Below are 14,484 nucleotides of genomic sequence, written 5' to 3'. Positions count from 1 at the left end.
GCGGTGGCCGCGCATAAACCCACACTCGGTGGAGGAGCGCGCACGCCGAAAACGGTTCTGCTCGCGTCGCCGCGGTCGTTCTGCGCCGGCGTCGATCGCGCGATCGATACGGTCGAACGCCTACTGGCCGTATCGAATCGGCAGGAGCCGGTCTACGTGCGAAAACAGATCGTGCACAACACTCATGTGGTGGCCGAACTCGCGGCCCGCGGCGCGGTATTCGTCGAGGAGCTGGATGAAGTGCCGAGCGGGGCCACGGTGGTGTTCTCGGCGCACGGTGTTTCCCCGCAGGTTCGCGAACAGGCCGTGCACCGCGGACTGATCGTTGTCGACGCGTGCTGTCCCTTGGTCACCAAGGTCCATGCCGAAGCCCGGCGTTTCGCGGCGCGCGGTGACACGATCGTGTTGATCGGACACGGCGGACACGAAGAGATCGACGGAACGTTCGGCGAAGCACCGGAAACGACCGTGGTCGTCGACACCCCGGCACAAGTGGCCACCCTCGATATCCCGGACGAGTCCCGCGTTTCCTATCTCACCCAGACCACGCTGTCGGTCGAAGAGACTGCCGATACCGTGGCGGCACTGCGCGAACGGTTCCCGCACTTGCGCGGGCCTGCCAGCGCCGATATCTGCTACGCCAGCACCAACCGCCAGCACGCGGTCGAGGAAGTCGCCCGCCGTAGCGATGTCGTACTGGTCGTCGGCTCGGCCAACTCCTCCAATACCCAGCGCATGGTGGAGGTGGCGCAACGATGCGGGACACCGGCGTATCTGATCGAGGACGCCGCGGCGATCGAACCGGCCTGGCTCGAATCGGCCGGCACGATCGGCCTCTCCGCAGGCGCGTCCGCGCCCTCAGCTCTGGTCGAAGCCGTCCTCGAGAGGTTGCGGGCCGACGGGCCGATCACCGTCCAAGAGCATGCCGTCGCCGTCGAAGACGTGGCTTTCGCCCCTCCCACCTACGTAAGGCGACAACAATGAGCACAACTATTTCCGCACCCGAGGAAGCCGACCAACTCCTCGAACAAGCACAGAACCCAGCGCAACTTCGAAAGCTTTCGCCTGCACAGCTTTCCGCGGTTGCCGATCAGATCCGCCAGGTGATCATCGACACTGTCAACGATTTCGGCGGACACCTCGGACCTAACCTCGGCGTCGTCGAACTCACCATCGCGCTGCACCGCGTCTTCGAATCACCCCGCGATACATTGCTTTTCGACACAGGCCACCAGACATACCCGCACAAGCTGCTCACCGGCCGCCTGCGTACCTTCGCCCATTCGCTGCGACAACCCGGCGGTCTGTCCGGATATCCGAATCGTGCGGAGTCTCCCCACGATGTCATCGAGAACAGCCACGCCTCGACGGCACTCGCCTACGCCGACGGCATCGCCAAGGCGCACCAGCTCAACCAGTGTGCCGACCGGGCCGTCGTCGCGATCGTCGGCGATGGTGCCCTGACCGGCGGCCTCGCCTACGAGGCTCTCAATAATCTCGGTGCGGCACCGGACCGTCCGGTGACCGTTGTCCTGAACGATAATGGCTACTCTTATTCACCCACCGCGGGAGCTGTCGCCACGCACCTGGCGCTGCTGAGCCATCAGCTCACCGAGGTGACAGACCCAGATCCGGCACGAATCCGACCGTCCAGCAACATCTTCGAACAACTCGGTCTGGCCTACCTCGGCCCAGTCGACGGCCACGACATCGCCGCCGTCGAGTCGGCGCTGCACGCGGCCCGCCGCCTGGCACGACCCGCGGTGGTTCATGTGGTCACCGTCAAGGGCAAGGGTTATGAGCCTGCCGTGCGCGACCAGGAAAAGCTGCACACGACCGGCCCTCGCGTCAACGCAACCACATGGACTGATGTCTTCACCGCCGAACTCACCGCGATCGCCGAGCGGCGCAGCGATATCGTCGCCATCACGGCCGCGATGGCAGGCCCGACCGGACTGCGGTCGTTTGCACAGCGGTTCCCACACCGCTGTTTCGATGTGGGTCTGGCCGAGCAGCATGCCGTCACCAGCGCCGCCGGGCTGGCCATGGCGGGCAAGCATCCGGTCGTAACGATCTACTCCACCTTCCTCAACCGCGCCTTCGACCAAATCCTGATGGACGTCGCACTGCACCGGCTGCCGGTCACCTTTGTGCTGGACCGGGCCGGAGTCACCGGGCCCGACGGCGCCAGCCACCATGGGATGTGGGATATCTCGGTGCTGGGCATCGTGCCCGGCATGCGTATCGCCGCGCCGCGCGACGCGACCCAGTTACGCGAGTTGTTGAACGAAGCCGTCGCGTGCGCCACCGGGCCGACGGCGGTGCGCTTTCCCAAAGCGGCGGCCGGAGCAGAAATCGCGGCTACCGAACGGATCGGGTGTGTAGATATTCTGGCTCGCGCGGACAGACCCGAGGTCCTGCTGATTGCCGTCGGCCCCCTTGGTGCCGACTGCATTGAAGCGTGCCGTCAGTTGAGCACGCTGGGCATCGATGTCACGGTGGCGGATCCTCGCTGGATTGTCCCCGTGCCGCCAGAGCTCATCGAGCTGGGAGCACCGTACGAGGTGATCCTCACGGTCGAGGACAACACTCGATCGTCTGGTGTGGGGACCGCGATCGCCCAGTCGTTCCTCGACGCCGGCCACCGCACCCCGGTGTACAACCTCGGGCTGCCGGCCCAATTCCTTCCGCACGGAAGCAGATCCGAGCTGCTCGACGCGGCCGATCTGTCGGCACGCGGCATAGTCGCGACCATTCATCGCCTCCGCGCGCAGCTTCGAGGCCGGCGAGGAGGACAACCTGATGACCGCCACTGACCTCGGTCTGCCGGAGACGCGGAGCAGGCGCCGCAGCAGGCAACTCCACATCGGCGGCATCGCGGTCGGCGGCGGCGCACCGATCTCGGTCCAGACCATGACCACCACACGCACTTGCGACGTCGACGCCACCTTGCAGCAGATCGCCCAGATCACCGCCGCGGGTTGTGACATCGTCCGGGTCGCTGTCCCGACACCCGAGGACGCCGCTGCGCTACCGACCATCACCGCCAAGTCACCGATTCCGGTCATCGCCGACATCCACTTCCAGCCGCGTTATGTGTTCGCCGCAATCGAAGCGGGTTGCGCCGCCGTCCGTGTCAATCCCGGCAACATCAGGCAATTCGACGATCGGATCGGCGAGATAGCACGAGCCGCCGACGCAGCAGGCGTGCCGATCAGAGTCGGGGTCAACGCGGGATCTCTCGACCCACGCGTGCTCGAGAAATACGGTGCGGCGACTCCGGAAGCTTTGGTGGAGTCGGCGCTGCACGAGGCGGCACTTTTCGAGGAACACGGCTTCGGCAACTTGAAAATCGCGGTCAAACACCACGATCCGCTGACCATGGTCGCGGCCAATCGGCTACTCGCCCAACGCTGCGACTATCCGATCCATCTCGGCGTGACAGAAGCCGGTCCGACTTTGCAGGGCGCCATCAAGTCGGCGGCCGCGTTCGGCATCCTGCTCATGGAAGGTATCGGGGACACCATTCGTGTGTCGATCTCCGCGCCACCGGTCGAGCAGGTCAAAGCAGGCTGCCACATTCTTCAAGCCCTCGGATTGCGGGCTCGGAAACTCGAAATCGTCTCCTGTCCCGGTTGTGGTCGCGTCCAGGTCGATATTCACCGTCTCGCCAACCGGGTCGAAGCCGCCTTCCAGGGGTTTCCCCATCCGCTGCGCGTTGCGGTGATGGGTTGTGTGGTCAACGGTCCCGGCGAAGCGCGCGAAGCCGACCTGGGCGTCTCATCCGGCAACGGGAAGGGCCAGATTTTCGTCAAAGGCCGAGTCGTGCGCACAGTTCCGGAGCATCTCATCGTCGAGACGCTGCTGGAAGAAGCGCAAGCCCTGGTCGCACGAGACGACAGCTCAGCTTCGTTGCCGCAGGCGGGAGGTTACTAGATGGCCTACGTCATCACGCAGCGCTGTTGTAAGGACGCCAGCTGTATTTCCGAGTGTCCCGTCGATTGCATTCGCCCGACACCCGACCAAGCCGAATACGCGACCGCGGAGATACTGCATATCGACCCTGCGACCTGCATCGACTGCGGCAGCTGCGTGCCTCCGTGTCCGGTAGACGCGATCTTCTCCGAAGACGATCTCATCGCGCCACTGCGGCGTTACGCCGATATCAATGCCGACTACTACGACAAGCATCCACTGCAACCCGACATCACCAGTCCGTTGCCCGCAGTACGTCGCGTGCCCGCGACAGGTCGGAAACTACGGGTGGCGATCGTCGGCGCCGGGCCCGCGGCCTCCTATGCGGTCGAGGCGCTGCTGCGCCGGGCCGACGCGGAGATCGATGTGATCGAGAAGCTGCCAACACCCGGTGGGCTAGTGCGTGCGGGCGTAGCTCCCGATCACCCCGATACCAAACGAATCATTGAGGTCTTCGACTCGACGCACACTGCGGCCGGAGTGCAGCGGTACTTCAATGTGACTGTCGGCGAGCATATCTCGCAGGCCGAACTGCTCGACCACCACCATGCGGTGATCTACGCCGTCGGCACCGCCACCGATCACCGGACCGGCGTGCCCGGTGAGGAGTTGCCCGGTAGCCGCTCCGCCACTGAGTTCGTTGCCTGGTACAACGGCCACCCCGACTGCGCCGACAACGAATACGACCTCACCGGTGACAGAGCCGTCATCATCGGCAACGGCAATGTCGCTTTAGATGTGGCGCGCATCCTCACCGCCGATCCCGCAGACCTGGCCATCACCGATATCTCCCCGCCAGCGCTGGAAGCACTGCGTAACAGCATGATTCGTGAGGTAGTGCTCCTCGGGCGTAGGACTCCGGTGCATGCGGCATATACGTCCACGGAGTTCCTCGCGTTGGCCTACCTCCCGAACGTCGACGTCGTCATCGACGAGAGCGCTCTCGTGCTCGATCCGATCAGCCGGTCCCTCCTCGACGACCCTACCGCCGCCTTCAAATACGCATTGACAGCTGAATACGCGGCCACGCCGACCGGCTCCGGCTCCCGGCGCATCGAATTTCGATACCTACTGTCACCGGTCGCCTACTACGGCCACGGTCAAGTAGAACGAGTGAAGTTCGTGCACAACGAGATACGGCTCGTAGACGGCGCACATGTCGCCGAACCGACCGGCCGAACCGGCAGCATCGAGACATCGTTGGTTCTCCGATCTGTCGGCTATCGCGCACAACCCATCCGCGACCTCCCCTTCGACACCCGCCGCGCGGTGGTACCCAATGAGCAGGGTCGAGTCATCGACAGCAACCGCCAACCGCTCCGGGGGCTGTATGTGACGGGATGGGTCAAACGGGGCGCACAAGGCGTGATCGGCACCAACCGTTTCGACGCCGAAGAAACCGTGGAACACCTCGTCACCGATTTTCTCGCCGGCGCACTAGCGCCACCCGCTGGTAACCGCACCGCATTCGCCGAACTGCTCGCTACCCGGAGACCTCAGTACATCGACGAAACCGGTTGGCATGCCATTGATTCCGCAGAACGCGCGGCGGGACAGGCGAACGGCTGCCCGCGCGTCAAATTCACCGACACGGGCACGATTCTCGATATCGCGGCGCATAAGGAGGTCGACTATCCGGCCACCACCTGAATGCCTAGGTCATACCAAGTATCCGACGCTCCGGTTCACGCCGGCAGCCATTCCCTGGAGGTCCCTGTGTTCTCCGAAGTATCAACCCTGCGACGCACCGGCGCCATACCCACCAGCCCCACCGGCATGGGCACGACAAGCATCCGAGCACTCAGACGACGGCAACCAGACCCTTTCAGGGACAACCCATTCAAGGCCGGTCCCAGCGCGCTCGCGCCCAGCAGCTCGATTACGCTGCCACACTTCGACATCCCGATCCCCGCCCGGTCCAACCCGCATCGCGCCTACGCTGAGAAACAAAACATGACTTGGCTTCGCGACCACGGGATGGTCACCAGTCCGGAAGCTGAACACGCGTACACCGATTGGGAAGTAGGTCGCCACGGTGCAGACTGCTGGCCCGAGGCGACACCGAACGACCTCGCACTTGCCACGGATATGTTGGCATTCTTTTTCCTCTTCGACGACCAGTTCGATACGTTGCAAGTCCGCGACATCGGCCAGGCGGGCTCTGTTTGTAAGAATCTTATTGCTATCGCCCATCAGGCTCCCACCGCCCAACCAGACTCGCCAGTAACTCACGCTTTCGAAGATCTCGTGCGCCGGGGTCGTCAGAACATGTCAACCTTATGGGTGTCCCGCACTGCTGGTGACTGGGAACGCTACTTCGCCGCCTACCCGCACGAGCAAATCCGGCGCCACGAACAGCAGATCCCCGCCCTCGACGATTACCTGACGATCCGCCGAGGTTGCGCGGGTACAGAGGTCGTCGCCGACATGATAGAGCGGCTGAATCGCGTCCAACTCCCTGTCATCGCCTTCCACAGCCCCCACCTACGACTGATGCGGCAGATCGCCAGCGACGTGCCCTTCATCTGCAACGACGTTTACTCCTACGAAAAGGAACACGCCCGTGGAGAGGTCTACAACATGGTGGCCGTTCTGGTTAAGCAGAACCGATATTCTCTCCAAGACGCGATAGACGAAATCCAACGGATCGTCGAAGGCCAGATCAGTCGCTTCCTCGCACTGCGCGACGAACTGCCCCAACTTTTCGAAGATCTACACCTGTCAGAGACGGAGCAGCAGCACGTAATCCGCTACGTAACCGGACTCGGCGACTGGCTGAGAGGCCACAACGATTGGATGAGCACCACCAGCCGCTACCACCCCACCGGAACCCCCTCGGCCACCACGGATGGCTTCGCCGAAGAACTCCTGAAGTGAAACTCCCCTATGGTCAGCCGACCAGTGTGAATTCAGGTTGATCTAACGATGAACCTGGATGACGAGGGCCGTGGCGTTATCGTTTCCCCCGCCCGCATCGGCAGCGGAGAGGAGCTGCCGGACCATCATGTCGGGTGAGCTCTGCTGCTCCAGTATTTCCAGGATCTGTTGGTAGGCAACCTGATCGGCGATACCGTCGCTACACAACAGGAACCGGTCCTCGGGTCGTACGCCCACGCTCAGCACGTCCGGCTCCGGGTGCGCACCGTGCCCGACATATCGGGTGAGGTGGTAGCGCGCAGCGGCGGCTTGCGGTGAGGCCATGGGGTACCAGCCGTGGATCACGCCCAGCCAGGCCATGGTGTGGTCCGTGGTGAGCAACTCCAATAGTCCTTCTCTCAGCCGGTAGACCCGGGAGTCACCGATCTGCGTGATCCAGTACCCGGTCTCCGATCCGACCAGCGCGGTGAGCGTGCAGCCGGCCAGCCCGACGGCCCGCCGACCGATGTCCCCGACCCGCTTTTGAGCAGCCGCTACAGCCGCACGCAGAACCTCCGGACAGGCTTTGCCGTCCGCGGCTTTCACGTGCTCGACGAAGGTGTCCACTGCGGTCCGCCCGGCAAGAGCACTACCTTCGCTGTCACCCATGCCGTCCGCGACAACGGCGAGCAGGGGTTCCGGGTCCAGATGCAGGACATCGAAATTGGCCCGGTAGCGATTTCCGATCTCGCTCCCACTTGCGGAGCTGAGCTTCAGCGTGGTCATCGCACCACTGTGCCAGTAGCCCAGGGCCTGGTGCCCGGAACTGACTCGGCGCCAAAGCAATCGGCGGAAGACGGAGGAAGCATCAGTCGCGCTTGCCACGACGTCCAGGCTCGCCCTTCGGTCACCCCGTTACCACTCGCGAGTGGCGGTCAGCTCTTCTGGATCCGCGTCTTCGAACCCGTAAGCGTCGGCGATAAAGCAGAATTCCTCGCAGATCTCCTCGCGGGCAGTGGTTTCGATTCCACTGTCTGCCGCTTCGAACTCCGCTTCCAGCACGTTGAACTCCTCGGTGGCGCGCTGGGTGAGTTCGTACAGTTTCGTCAGATCGGCAGGCGGTTCTGCTTCGATCTGCGCGCACAGCTGACGCAGGATATCGGTACCTTTGTCCAAGACGTGGTCCGGGAAATATGGGTCCTCGTACATCATCTGCAGAAACGTATGCTCGTTGACCTGCTGATTCGTAATCGACACCGTCACCCTTTTCTCCTACCTGAACCGGCCACCGGCCTTGGTCACTGTAACGGAGTCCAGGGCGAAGCCCTATGCGACCACGCCTCCATCGTTGAGCGCCCGCGCCGAAACTCGTTGCAGCACCGAGAAACCCACGGTGACATCTTGACTGTCGTTGAGCACCTCCCCGTACAGCTCCGTCCACGAGTGGAAGGAGTAGCGGGGGTTGGTGGAGGTTCGTTCGCGGGCCACGATGACTTCGGCCGGTAGTCCGATGGCCGAAAGATATGTTCCCAGTGAGAAGGAACGGGGCAGGCATAGCCCGTTGGGCTGCAACGTTCGTAAAACCAGCTGGCTGAACAGGACCTCTCGCCGGACAAGCCGGATCGCCTGCGCCGGAGCCAGTTCGGCGGACGCCTGCCAGCCCGGTCCGGGCCGCAAGTCCCGCAGGTAGCGGTGGGCCGGTCCCCACCCTTGCGTGCCGAGCAGCCGTAGCGCCCGCCAGGTGCTGCGCACCGCGTAACCACGAAGCCGATATGACGGGCGCGGCGGTGCCGGCACACCGTCGATATCGGACAGCATGGACTCCAATTGGCGTGCCAGCTCGGTCATTTCGCGGCATCCGTTCGCGCGAGGAGCCGGTGCTCGGCGAGCTGGTCGACCAGCTTGCCCAGGCCGGCGCGCAATGTCTCCGCGCTCGCATCGATGCGCTGCTCGAGCTCGCGCACCGCGTCCTCGACGGTCTCGCAGCTCATCGCGGCCTGAACCATCAGCGTGGCAACGGGATTGAGTTCGAAGTAGACACCCGCCCGGGAGTCCATGATGACGCCGACACCGTCGGTGGTGTCCAGGATGGCGTCGTCGCCGAGTTGCAGCAGTGGCATGGTGATCAGCTCCTCACCGGATGTGCGGTCCGGCTTTCCAGACTGCGCAGGAATAGTTCGGTCATGGCCGTGCAGATCAGGCTCTGCGCGTGGCGGCGGGTCGACAACGGGTGGCCGAGCACGGCGACGACCTGCGCCGGGTCGACGATGTTCAGCCGAGCCAGCAGCGAGTCGGGCCCGAGTAGCCCGGCGAGCGCCTGCGCATGGTTCAGGCAGAAGTTCTCGTGCGGCGAACCCAACCACAGCCGACCGTGCCGGCGCCAAATCATCGGCGGCAGCCGGTCTTCGAGCATCAACCGCTGCACCGGTTTGTTGATATTCCGGCCGCCATAGGAGATGCACCGGTATGCCCTCGGCATGCCGGTCATCAGCTCGTACAGCGCCCGATCGGCCATCGGGGAGCAGAACTGGACGCCGTGCGGCCAGGCCAGGGCCAGGTCGGTGGTCTGTTCCTCGGGAACGAATTCCGGGTTGGGCAACTCGAACCGCACGCCCGGCATCGGGACCAGAAAGTCGGGGTGCCGCGTGTAGTCGCCGAACGCCGAGGCATCGATCGCCAGTGAATACGAACGACGGACACTCTTCAGCAGATCCGTCAGCGTCCAGCGCGAACAGATTAGGCCGCGCAGCATCAAGCGCTTCTCCGACAAGCTCAGCCGCCCCCACAGCACATCGCACACGCCGTAGTCAGGGGCCGGACTGAACAGCAGGTCACCGTCCCGACCCCAGGTGAGCAGCTGCACGCCGTCCTGGTGGACCCGCTGCACAATCTGCTCCAGCCAGCGAAACCCGGTGTGGTTGTACGGGTGGGAGAACCGCCAGTCTTCGTTCACGTGCCCGGCACCGGTGTCGGTCATGATCGGCACGAACGGGATGGACAGGTGCCGGCACACTTCGCGGGCGTACTCGGACTCGTCGGCGAGCGGATCGTCGGTGGCCAGGTGGTAGGCGGTGATGTCGGCGCCGTTGGCCACCAGCGCGGCGGCGACGGCGGAAGAATCCATGCCGCCGCTCAGCAGGAGTCCGATGTGACCGCCGTGCGCGTAAGGCCGGGTCGCGGCGAGCAGAAGTTCCCATGCCCGCTCCGCGTAGTCCCGCGCGGTGCTGCCGCGCGGCAGCGGCTTCGGCGTGATCCGGTCGTACTGGACGACCTCGGCCGACACACCATCGAACACCAGCAGGTGGCCGGGGCGGAGCAAGCCCAGCTCGGGATAGGCGAAGATGCTGTCGCCGCGGCAGATTCGCCAGATGGTTTCCCGATCCAGCCGGTCGACGGTGTCGGGGACGAGGTCGGCGGGATCGCTGGACCATGCCAGCGTGTGGCCGGACTGCTGGTAGAACAGGGTGTCCCGGGTGAACAGGCTGCGGAACAGGAAGACTCGATCGTCGGTGACCACGCAACCGACCAGATCACCTGGTAGCTCCGCCAGATCTGCGTAGCGTCCACTGGTAAGTGCAGCGGTGATCCGTTCGGCGAGGGCATCGTCCAGGGATCCGGTGAGGGTGCCACCCAGCGCGAGATGGGCTCGATCGCTCGTATGCGCGGGTCGCACAGTCGGGTGCGTTCCCGCTCTTGTCCACTGCCGCAAGTAATTCGGGCTCTCCGGGACACTGCGCGCCGGGAAGGCGGTGAAGGGCACGGCGGCGTAGTCGACGGGAGCTCCGGCGCGGGGCAGGGTCGCTCGGCCGGCGCAACCGAGGTAGTCCACGGTAAGTGGGGAATGGTCCATGATGGCGGAACCTCTCATTCGCCGATAAATGTGGTCCCCTCCCCGTCACGTGCCGAAAGGAGGGGACCACGGGTCCAGCACTGCGTGCGGCTAGATCAGGTTGCCGTGGCTGACCAGATCAGGCACGCCGCGGAAGAGGATCGTGGTGTGGTCCTCGACCGCGCCCAGGCAAATCACCAGGGGCTCGATGTAAGGCATCTTCGTCATTTTTGTTCACCTCCTTTCTTCCATGTCGTTCTCCAGTGGACCCAGGCAGCGCAATACGCGCGGCCGGAGACTGGTCGAATTACCGGGAATTCCCGTTGCGACGAGATGGTGCGCAACAATGTTTCAGCTGCACCTGGAAATCACACCGAATACATACCGACCGCTCGAATCCGTAAGGGGCTCAATGGGATGCGGCGATCCAGATATTCGGCATATGAGGACATGACTCCACCTAAATACACAGAGGTGGTCGACTGCTGGGACCAGGCAGCGGACTTCGGTGTCCCGCAATACTTCTCGGCGTCGAGTCGGATTCGGGACGGGGGCTGGTAGGTCACAACCATAGTCCCCCACCGCCTTTGCGTCGACCCCTACTGCGCACCTGAATAGTGTCGAATTCGTAAGCACGCCGAATAGATATCTCCGGCTGACGATGCCGACTGGTCGGCGGGTACGGCCCGCACACAATTACCCATGGATGAAGATATTCACAATGGAAGTTCGACGCAGCCGGCCGAACGAGCGCAATGCCCCGCGGTGTCGTAGTCACGCGGTGCTGGACCGCCTGCCGGAGCGCGGGCACGGCGCCACGCGCTCATCGGCAAGTCGGTGTCTTACCCACTGCTCAGCGAAGCTGTCCTGATGAGATCCATTCCGGCGCGCGACGAATCAGCGCAACAAACGCGTCAGTTGGTAGGCTGCGGACTGAGGGTGACGCTGAATTTGTTCTCCACCGTCTGCTGCCAATCCCGTTCACACTGATCGATTTTCGCCTGGTCGTTACCGGCATCGTTCACACAGTCGGTGAACTCGTCACCACCGGTATAACTGAAAAGCGCGAAGCCGACCGCGATGGCCACCGCTGTCACAACCAACGCAATTATGCTCAACACCAAGCCCGTTATCGCCAGCGCGGAACCACCGGCGGCGCCTTTACGAGCCCGTGCCGCGGCGATGATGCCGATGACGAGGCCGGCGAGGCCGAACAGGATGCCGCCGATCACCGTCCAGAAGGTGAGCAGCGCGAGGATACCCAGCACCAACGCGGTGATGGCCAGGCCCTTGCCGTCGGGCCGCCGATGCGACCCGGGGACCGGCGGCGGGTACTGACCCGGCGCCGTATATCCGGGGGGAAATTCCTCCGTCATGGCTGTCCTTTCTTTGCGTCGGTTTCCACTGCGCCCGTTCGATGACCTCTCGAATGCTAATGAAATTCGAGCCGAGCGCACGCGTGCCACACGCAGCCTTGTCGAAAGAATGGTCAGTGACGTGTGCTGGAGCGCCGAATAATCGACCACGGCTCGGCGCGGGAGTCGAGCCGCTGCCCGAGCGCGGCGTGCGCACATAAAGCGCCCTGTTCGCGCAATGATTGCGCGACGGTGGTGAGATCGAGCCGCGCGGCCACCGCGGCATCGTCCCACCCGGTTACGGCGAGTTCGCCGGGGATGGTGCGGCCGAGCGCGCGGGCGGCGCGGACGACGCCCGCCGCGAGCTCGTCGCTCATCGCGGCAATCGCGTCGGGCGGTTCGGCGGACGTCAGCAGTGCGGTCGCGACGCGTTCCGCCTCGGCCGCGTCGTTACGCGCACACACTGCGACGGTCACCTCGGCCCAAGCGGTTCCGGCCTGCTCGGCCGCCTGCCGATACCCTTCGAGCCGCTGCCGGGTCACCGGGAACGCGACGTCCGTGATGTCGGCGCCAGGCCTGATCGCGGCGACCCGCTGCCTGGACAGCGGGAAACTCAGCACCGCGGGGCGCTGGGCGTCCGCGAACGCGACGGCGCCCACCGCCCGCGCCGCCGCCCGGTTGTCGATGGTGACCAGACCTGATCCGGGCACCGCCGGTCCGCCGTGCACCACCGCGGGACGCTTGGTCGCCTGCACGGCGGGCAGGATCGGATCGTTGTCGGCGGTGGTCCACACGATGAATCCGTCGACCGCCGCTCGCTGAATCCGCTGGGGGTCGTCGGCCGCGCCGGTAATCGGCAGAATCGTTATGCCGTAACCACGTTCGGCACACACCTCGGCGATCCCGGCCAGGAACGACACCGCCTGCGGATCGTCGAACGCGTAGCTCAGCTGCTCGCCGAGCACCACGCCGAGGGTGCCGGTGCGGCCGCGGCGCAGCGAGCGGGCGCTCGGGTCGGGTCCGGCGTAACCCAGTTCGTCCGCCGCCGCCAGCACCTTCGCTCGGGCCTGCTCGGAGACCCGGCTCGGCCGGTTGTAGGCATAGGAGGCAGTCATGACCGACACGCCGGCCCGCTCGGCCACCTGCGCGAGCGTCACCCGCTTCGACCCGGCAGAGGAAACCATCGGCTCAGCATAATTGTGTATCGTTACACATATGGCTCGACAACCCGCCGACTCGCCGCGCCCGCTGATCGTCTCGGCCTATCTGGCGTTCGCGGCCTTCGGCTCGTTCTGGGGAATCTGGGGTGCGTCCGTGCCACGGGTCGCCGAGCAGTCCGGCCTCGGCGCAGGGCAGCTCGGGTTCGCGTTGCTGTTCGTCGGCGCTGGCGCGCTGCCCGCGATGCTGCTGGCGGGTCGAGCATTGGATCGGTGGGGATTGCGGGTCGCGTCGGTGGCCATCGGCGCACTGGGTGGCGTGGGTGCCGGATTGGCGCTGACCGCCCGGGATCTGGTGAGCCTGTGTATCGGGCTGGCGTTCGTCGGGGCGACCAGCGGAGCGGCCGACGTGGCCATCAACGCGGTGGCCGGACGGGCGGAGCGGAGCGCGGGTCGCCCCGTCATCACCCGGGCCCATGGCGCGTTCTCCAGCCTGGTGGTGCTCGGCAGCCTTGCCACCGGATGGGCTGCCGCCGCGAAACTCCCGCTCGCGGTCCCCTTTGTCGCGGTGGCTGTCGCCTCGATGGTGACCGGTGCCGCGACGTTCTTGATGCTGCCGGAACGCGGCATACCGGATGGCTACGAGGACTGCGGCGCAACGAATCTCGCCGACTCCCACCGATGGCGGATCGCTCCGTTCGTACTCATCGGGGTACTCGGGGCACTAGCCTTCGCCAGCGAGAACGCGCACCAGAGTTGGAGCGCGGTCTTCGCCGAGACCGAACTGCACACCGGGGCGGGACCGAGCGCGGTCGCGCCCGCCGTGTTCGCAGGCACGGTGGCGCTGACGCGGTTCGCCGTCGGCGGCGTGCGGCCCGATATGTCCCGCACCGTACTGCTCGCCGGAGCGGCGGCCACCGCCGCCGGCACCGTTCTCATCGCCTCGGCGCCAACACTTTTCGTCGCCGCGGCCGGTCTCGCAGTGGCCGCGGCCGGGACCGCGGTGCTGTTCCCGACACTGCTGGCCGTGGTCTCGCGCAACGTCGACGAGGCCCGCCGCGGCCGCGCGACCTCGATCGTCACGACGGTGTCCTACCTCGGCTTCCTGCTCGGGCCGGTCTATGTCGGACTCTGGGCCGACGCCGTCGGGTTGCGCGGCGCCATGCTGGCCGTCGCGGCCCTGGCGATCGCACTGTTCCTGCTCATTCCGGTGTTGCTGCGGCGTAGCGGCTTCGATGGCCGAGCCGCCGACACCGTCGCCGAGGCGTCCGGCTCGGCGGCGAAACATCGGGGATGACTTCTGGTTTGGCGC

The 14,484-nt window shown here is 65.0% G+C and carries 13 protein-coding genes; 6 read left to right on the top strand and 7 right to left on the bottom strand.

Annotated features, from left to right (window positions below; genetic code table 11):
* The first annotated feature begins 3 nt into the window (after window positions 1–3).
* From ispH to DBO33_RS16700, 5 genes are all read left to right on the top strand, one after another.
* Window positions 4–984, top strand: coding sequence for a 4-hydroxy-3-methylbut-2-enyl diphosphate reductase (gene ispH, locus DBO33_RS16720; RefSeq protein WP_107655868.1), 981 nt, complete (start codon window positions 4–6; stop codon window positions 982–984).
* Window positions 981–2,816 carry a 1-deoxy-D-xylulose-5-phosphate synthase gene (locus DBO33_RS16715; RefSeq protein WP_107655867.1) on the top strand — a complete coding sequence of 612 codons (1,836 nt, stop codon included), beginning with the start codon at window positions 981–983 and terminating at the stop codon, window positions 2,814–2,816. Before ispH ends, DBO33_RS16715 begins: the two co-directional genes overlap by 4 nt.
* Window positions 2,803–3,936, top strand: coding sequence for a flavodoxin-dependent (E)-4-hydroxy-3-methylbut-2-enyl-diphosphate synthase (gene ispG / locus DBO33_RS16710; RefSeq protein WP_107655866.1), 1,134 nt, complete (start codon window positions 2,803–2,805; stop codon window positions 3,934–3,936). The genes DBO33_RS16715 and ispG overlap by 14 nt, the downstream gene beginning before the upstream one ends.
* On the top strand, window positions 3,937–5,625 hold the full coding sequence (locus DBO33_RS16705) for an FAD-dependent oxidoreductase (RefSeq protein WP_107655865.1): 1,689 nt from the start codon (window positions 3,937–3,939) through the stop codon (window positions 5,623–5,625).
* 66 nt (window positions 5,626–5,691) lie between these two features.
* On the top strand, window positions 5,692–6,852 hold the full coding sequence (locus DBO33_RS16700; RefSeq protein WP_159080306.1) for a terpene synthase family protein: 1,161 nt from the start codon (window positions 5,692–5,694) through the stop codon (window positions 6,850–6,852).
* A gap of 42 nt (window positions 6,853–6,894) precedes the next feature.
* Here the strand turns inward: DBO33_RS16700 and DBO33_RS16695 are convergent, their stop codons facing one another.
* From DBO33_RS16695 to DBO33_RS16665, 7 genes are all read right to left on the bottom strand, one after another.
* Window positions 6,895–7,617: a PP2C family protein-serine/threonine phosphatase gene (locus DBO33_RS16695; RefSeq protein ID WP_107655863.1), complete on the bottom strand. Its 723-nt coding sequence runs from the start codon at window positions 7,615–7,617 to the stop codon at window positions 6,895–6,897.
* Between the two features lie 129 nt (window positions 7,618–7,746).
* Complete coding sequence (locus DBO33_RS16690; RefSeq protein ID WP_234390880.1) at window positions 7,747–8,094, bottom strand: DUF5713 family protein; 348 nt, start codon at window positions 8,092–8,094, stop codon at window positions 7,747–7,749.
* 63 nt (window positions 8,095–8,157) lie between these two features.
* Entirely contained in the window at window positions 8,158–8,679 is a 522-nt protein-coding gene (locus DBO33_RS16685) for a lasso peptide biosynthesis protein (protein WP_107655862.1), read from the bottom strand.
* A complete protein-coding gene (locus tag DBO33_RS16680) occupies window positions 8,676–8,951 on the bottom strand; it encodes a PqqD family protein (RefSeq protein ID WP_107655861.1) in 276 nt (91 codons plus the stop codon). Before DBO33_RS16680 ends, DBO33_RS16685 begins: the two co-directional genes overlap by 4 nt.
* A 5-nt stretch (window positions 8,952–8,956) precedes the next feature.
* Window positions 8,957–10,681 (bottom strand): asparagine synthase-related protein, encoded by a 1,725-nt coding sequence (locus DBO33_RS16675; RefSeq protein ID WP_159080305.1) that lies wholly within the window; start codon window positions 10,679–10,681, stop codon window positions 8,957–8,959.
* A gap of 893 nt (window positions 10,682–11,574) precedes the next feature.
* Window positions 11,575–12,036, bottom strand: a complete 462-nt coding sequence (locus tag DBO33_RS16670) for a DUF4190 domain-containing protein (RefSeq protein ID WP_107655859.1) — start codon at window positions 12,034–12,036, stop codon at window positions 11,575–11,577.
* Between the two features lie 113 nt (window positions 12,037–12,149).
* Window positions 12,150–13,199 carry a LacI family DNA-binding transcriptional regulator gene (locus tag DBO33_RS16665; RefSeq protein ID WP_107655858.1) on the bottom strand — a complete coding sequence of 350 codons (1,050 nt, stop codon included), beginning with the start codon at window positions 13,197–13,199 and terminating at the stop codon, window positions 12,150–12,152.
* Window positions 13,200–13,230: 31 nt separating this feature from the next.
* Between DBO33_RS16665 and DBO33_RS16660 the strand changes: the two genes are divergently transcribed.
* Complete coding sequence (locus tag DBO33_RS16660; protein WP_107655857.1) at window positions 13,231–14,469, top strand: MFS transporter; 1,239 nt, start codon at window positions 13,231–13,233, stop codon at window positions 14,467–14,469.
* Window positions 14,470–14,484 lie beyond the last annotated feature (15 nt).

The organism is Nocardia suismassiliense (assembly GCF_900269665.1).
Lineage (GTDB): Bacteria > Actinomycetota > Actinomycetes > Mycobacteriales > Mycobacteriaceae > Nocardia > Nocardia suismassiliense.
The sequence above is the reverse complement of the archived record's forward strand: the minus strand, read 5'-3'. Positions and strand labels throughout refer to the sequence as shown.

What these genes read in the sequence shown, in the direction of transcription:
- DBO33_RS16715 (WP_107655867.1), top strand. Translation starts at nt 981, where the DNA reads ATGAGCACAACTATTTCCGCACCCGAGGAAGCCGACCAACTCCTCGAA.
- ispG (WP_107655866.1), top strand. Translation starts at nt 2,803, where the DNA reads ATGACCGCCACTGACCTCGGTCTGCCGGAGACGCGGAGCAGGCGCCGC.
- DBO33_RS16705 (WP_107655865.1), top strand. Translation starts at nt 3,937, where the DNA reads ATGGCCTACGTCATCACGCAGCGCTGTTGTAAGGACGCCAGCTGTATT.
- DBO33_RS16695 (WP_107655863.1), bottom strand. Translation starts at nt 7,617, where the DNA reads ATGACCACGCTGAAGCTCAGCTCCGCAAGTGGGAGCGAGATCGGAAAT.
- DBO33_RS16685 (WP_107655862.1), bottom strand. Translation starts at nt 8,679, where the DNA reads ATGACCGAGCTGGCACGCCAATTGGAGTCCATGCTGTCCGATATCGAC.
- DBO33_RS16680 (WP_107655861.1), bottom strand. Translation starts at nt 8,951, where the DNA reads ATGCCACTGCTGCAACTCGGCGACGACGCCATCCTGGACACCACCGAC.
- DBO33_RS16675 (WP_159080305.1), bottom strand. Translation starts at nt 10,681, where the DNA reads ATGGACCATTCCCCACTTACCGTGGACTACCTCGGTTGCGCCGGCCGA.
- DBO33_RS16670 (WP_107655859.1), bottom strand. Translation starts at nt 12,036, where the DNA reads ATGACGGAGGAATTTCCCCCCGGATATACGGCGCCGGGTCAGTACCCG.
- DBO33_RS16665 (WP_107655858.1), bottom strand. Translation starts at nt 13,199, where the DNA reads ATGGTTTCCTCTGCCGGGTCGAAGCGGGTGACGCTCGCGCAGGTGGCC.
- DBO33_RS16660 (WP_107655857.1), top strand. Translation starts at nt 13,231, where the DNA reads ATGGCTCGACAACCCGCCGACTCGCCGCGCCCGCTGATCGTCTCGGCC.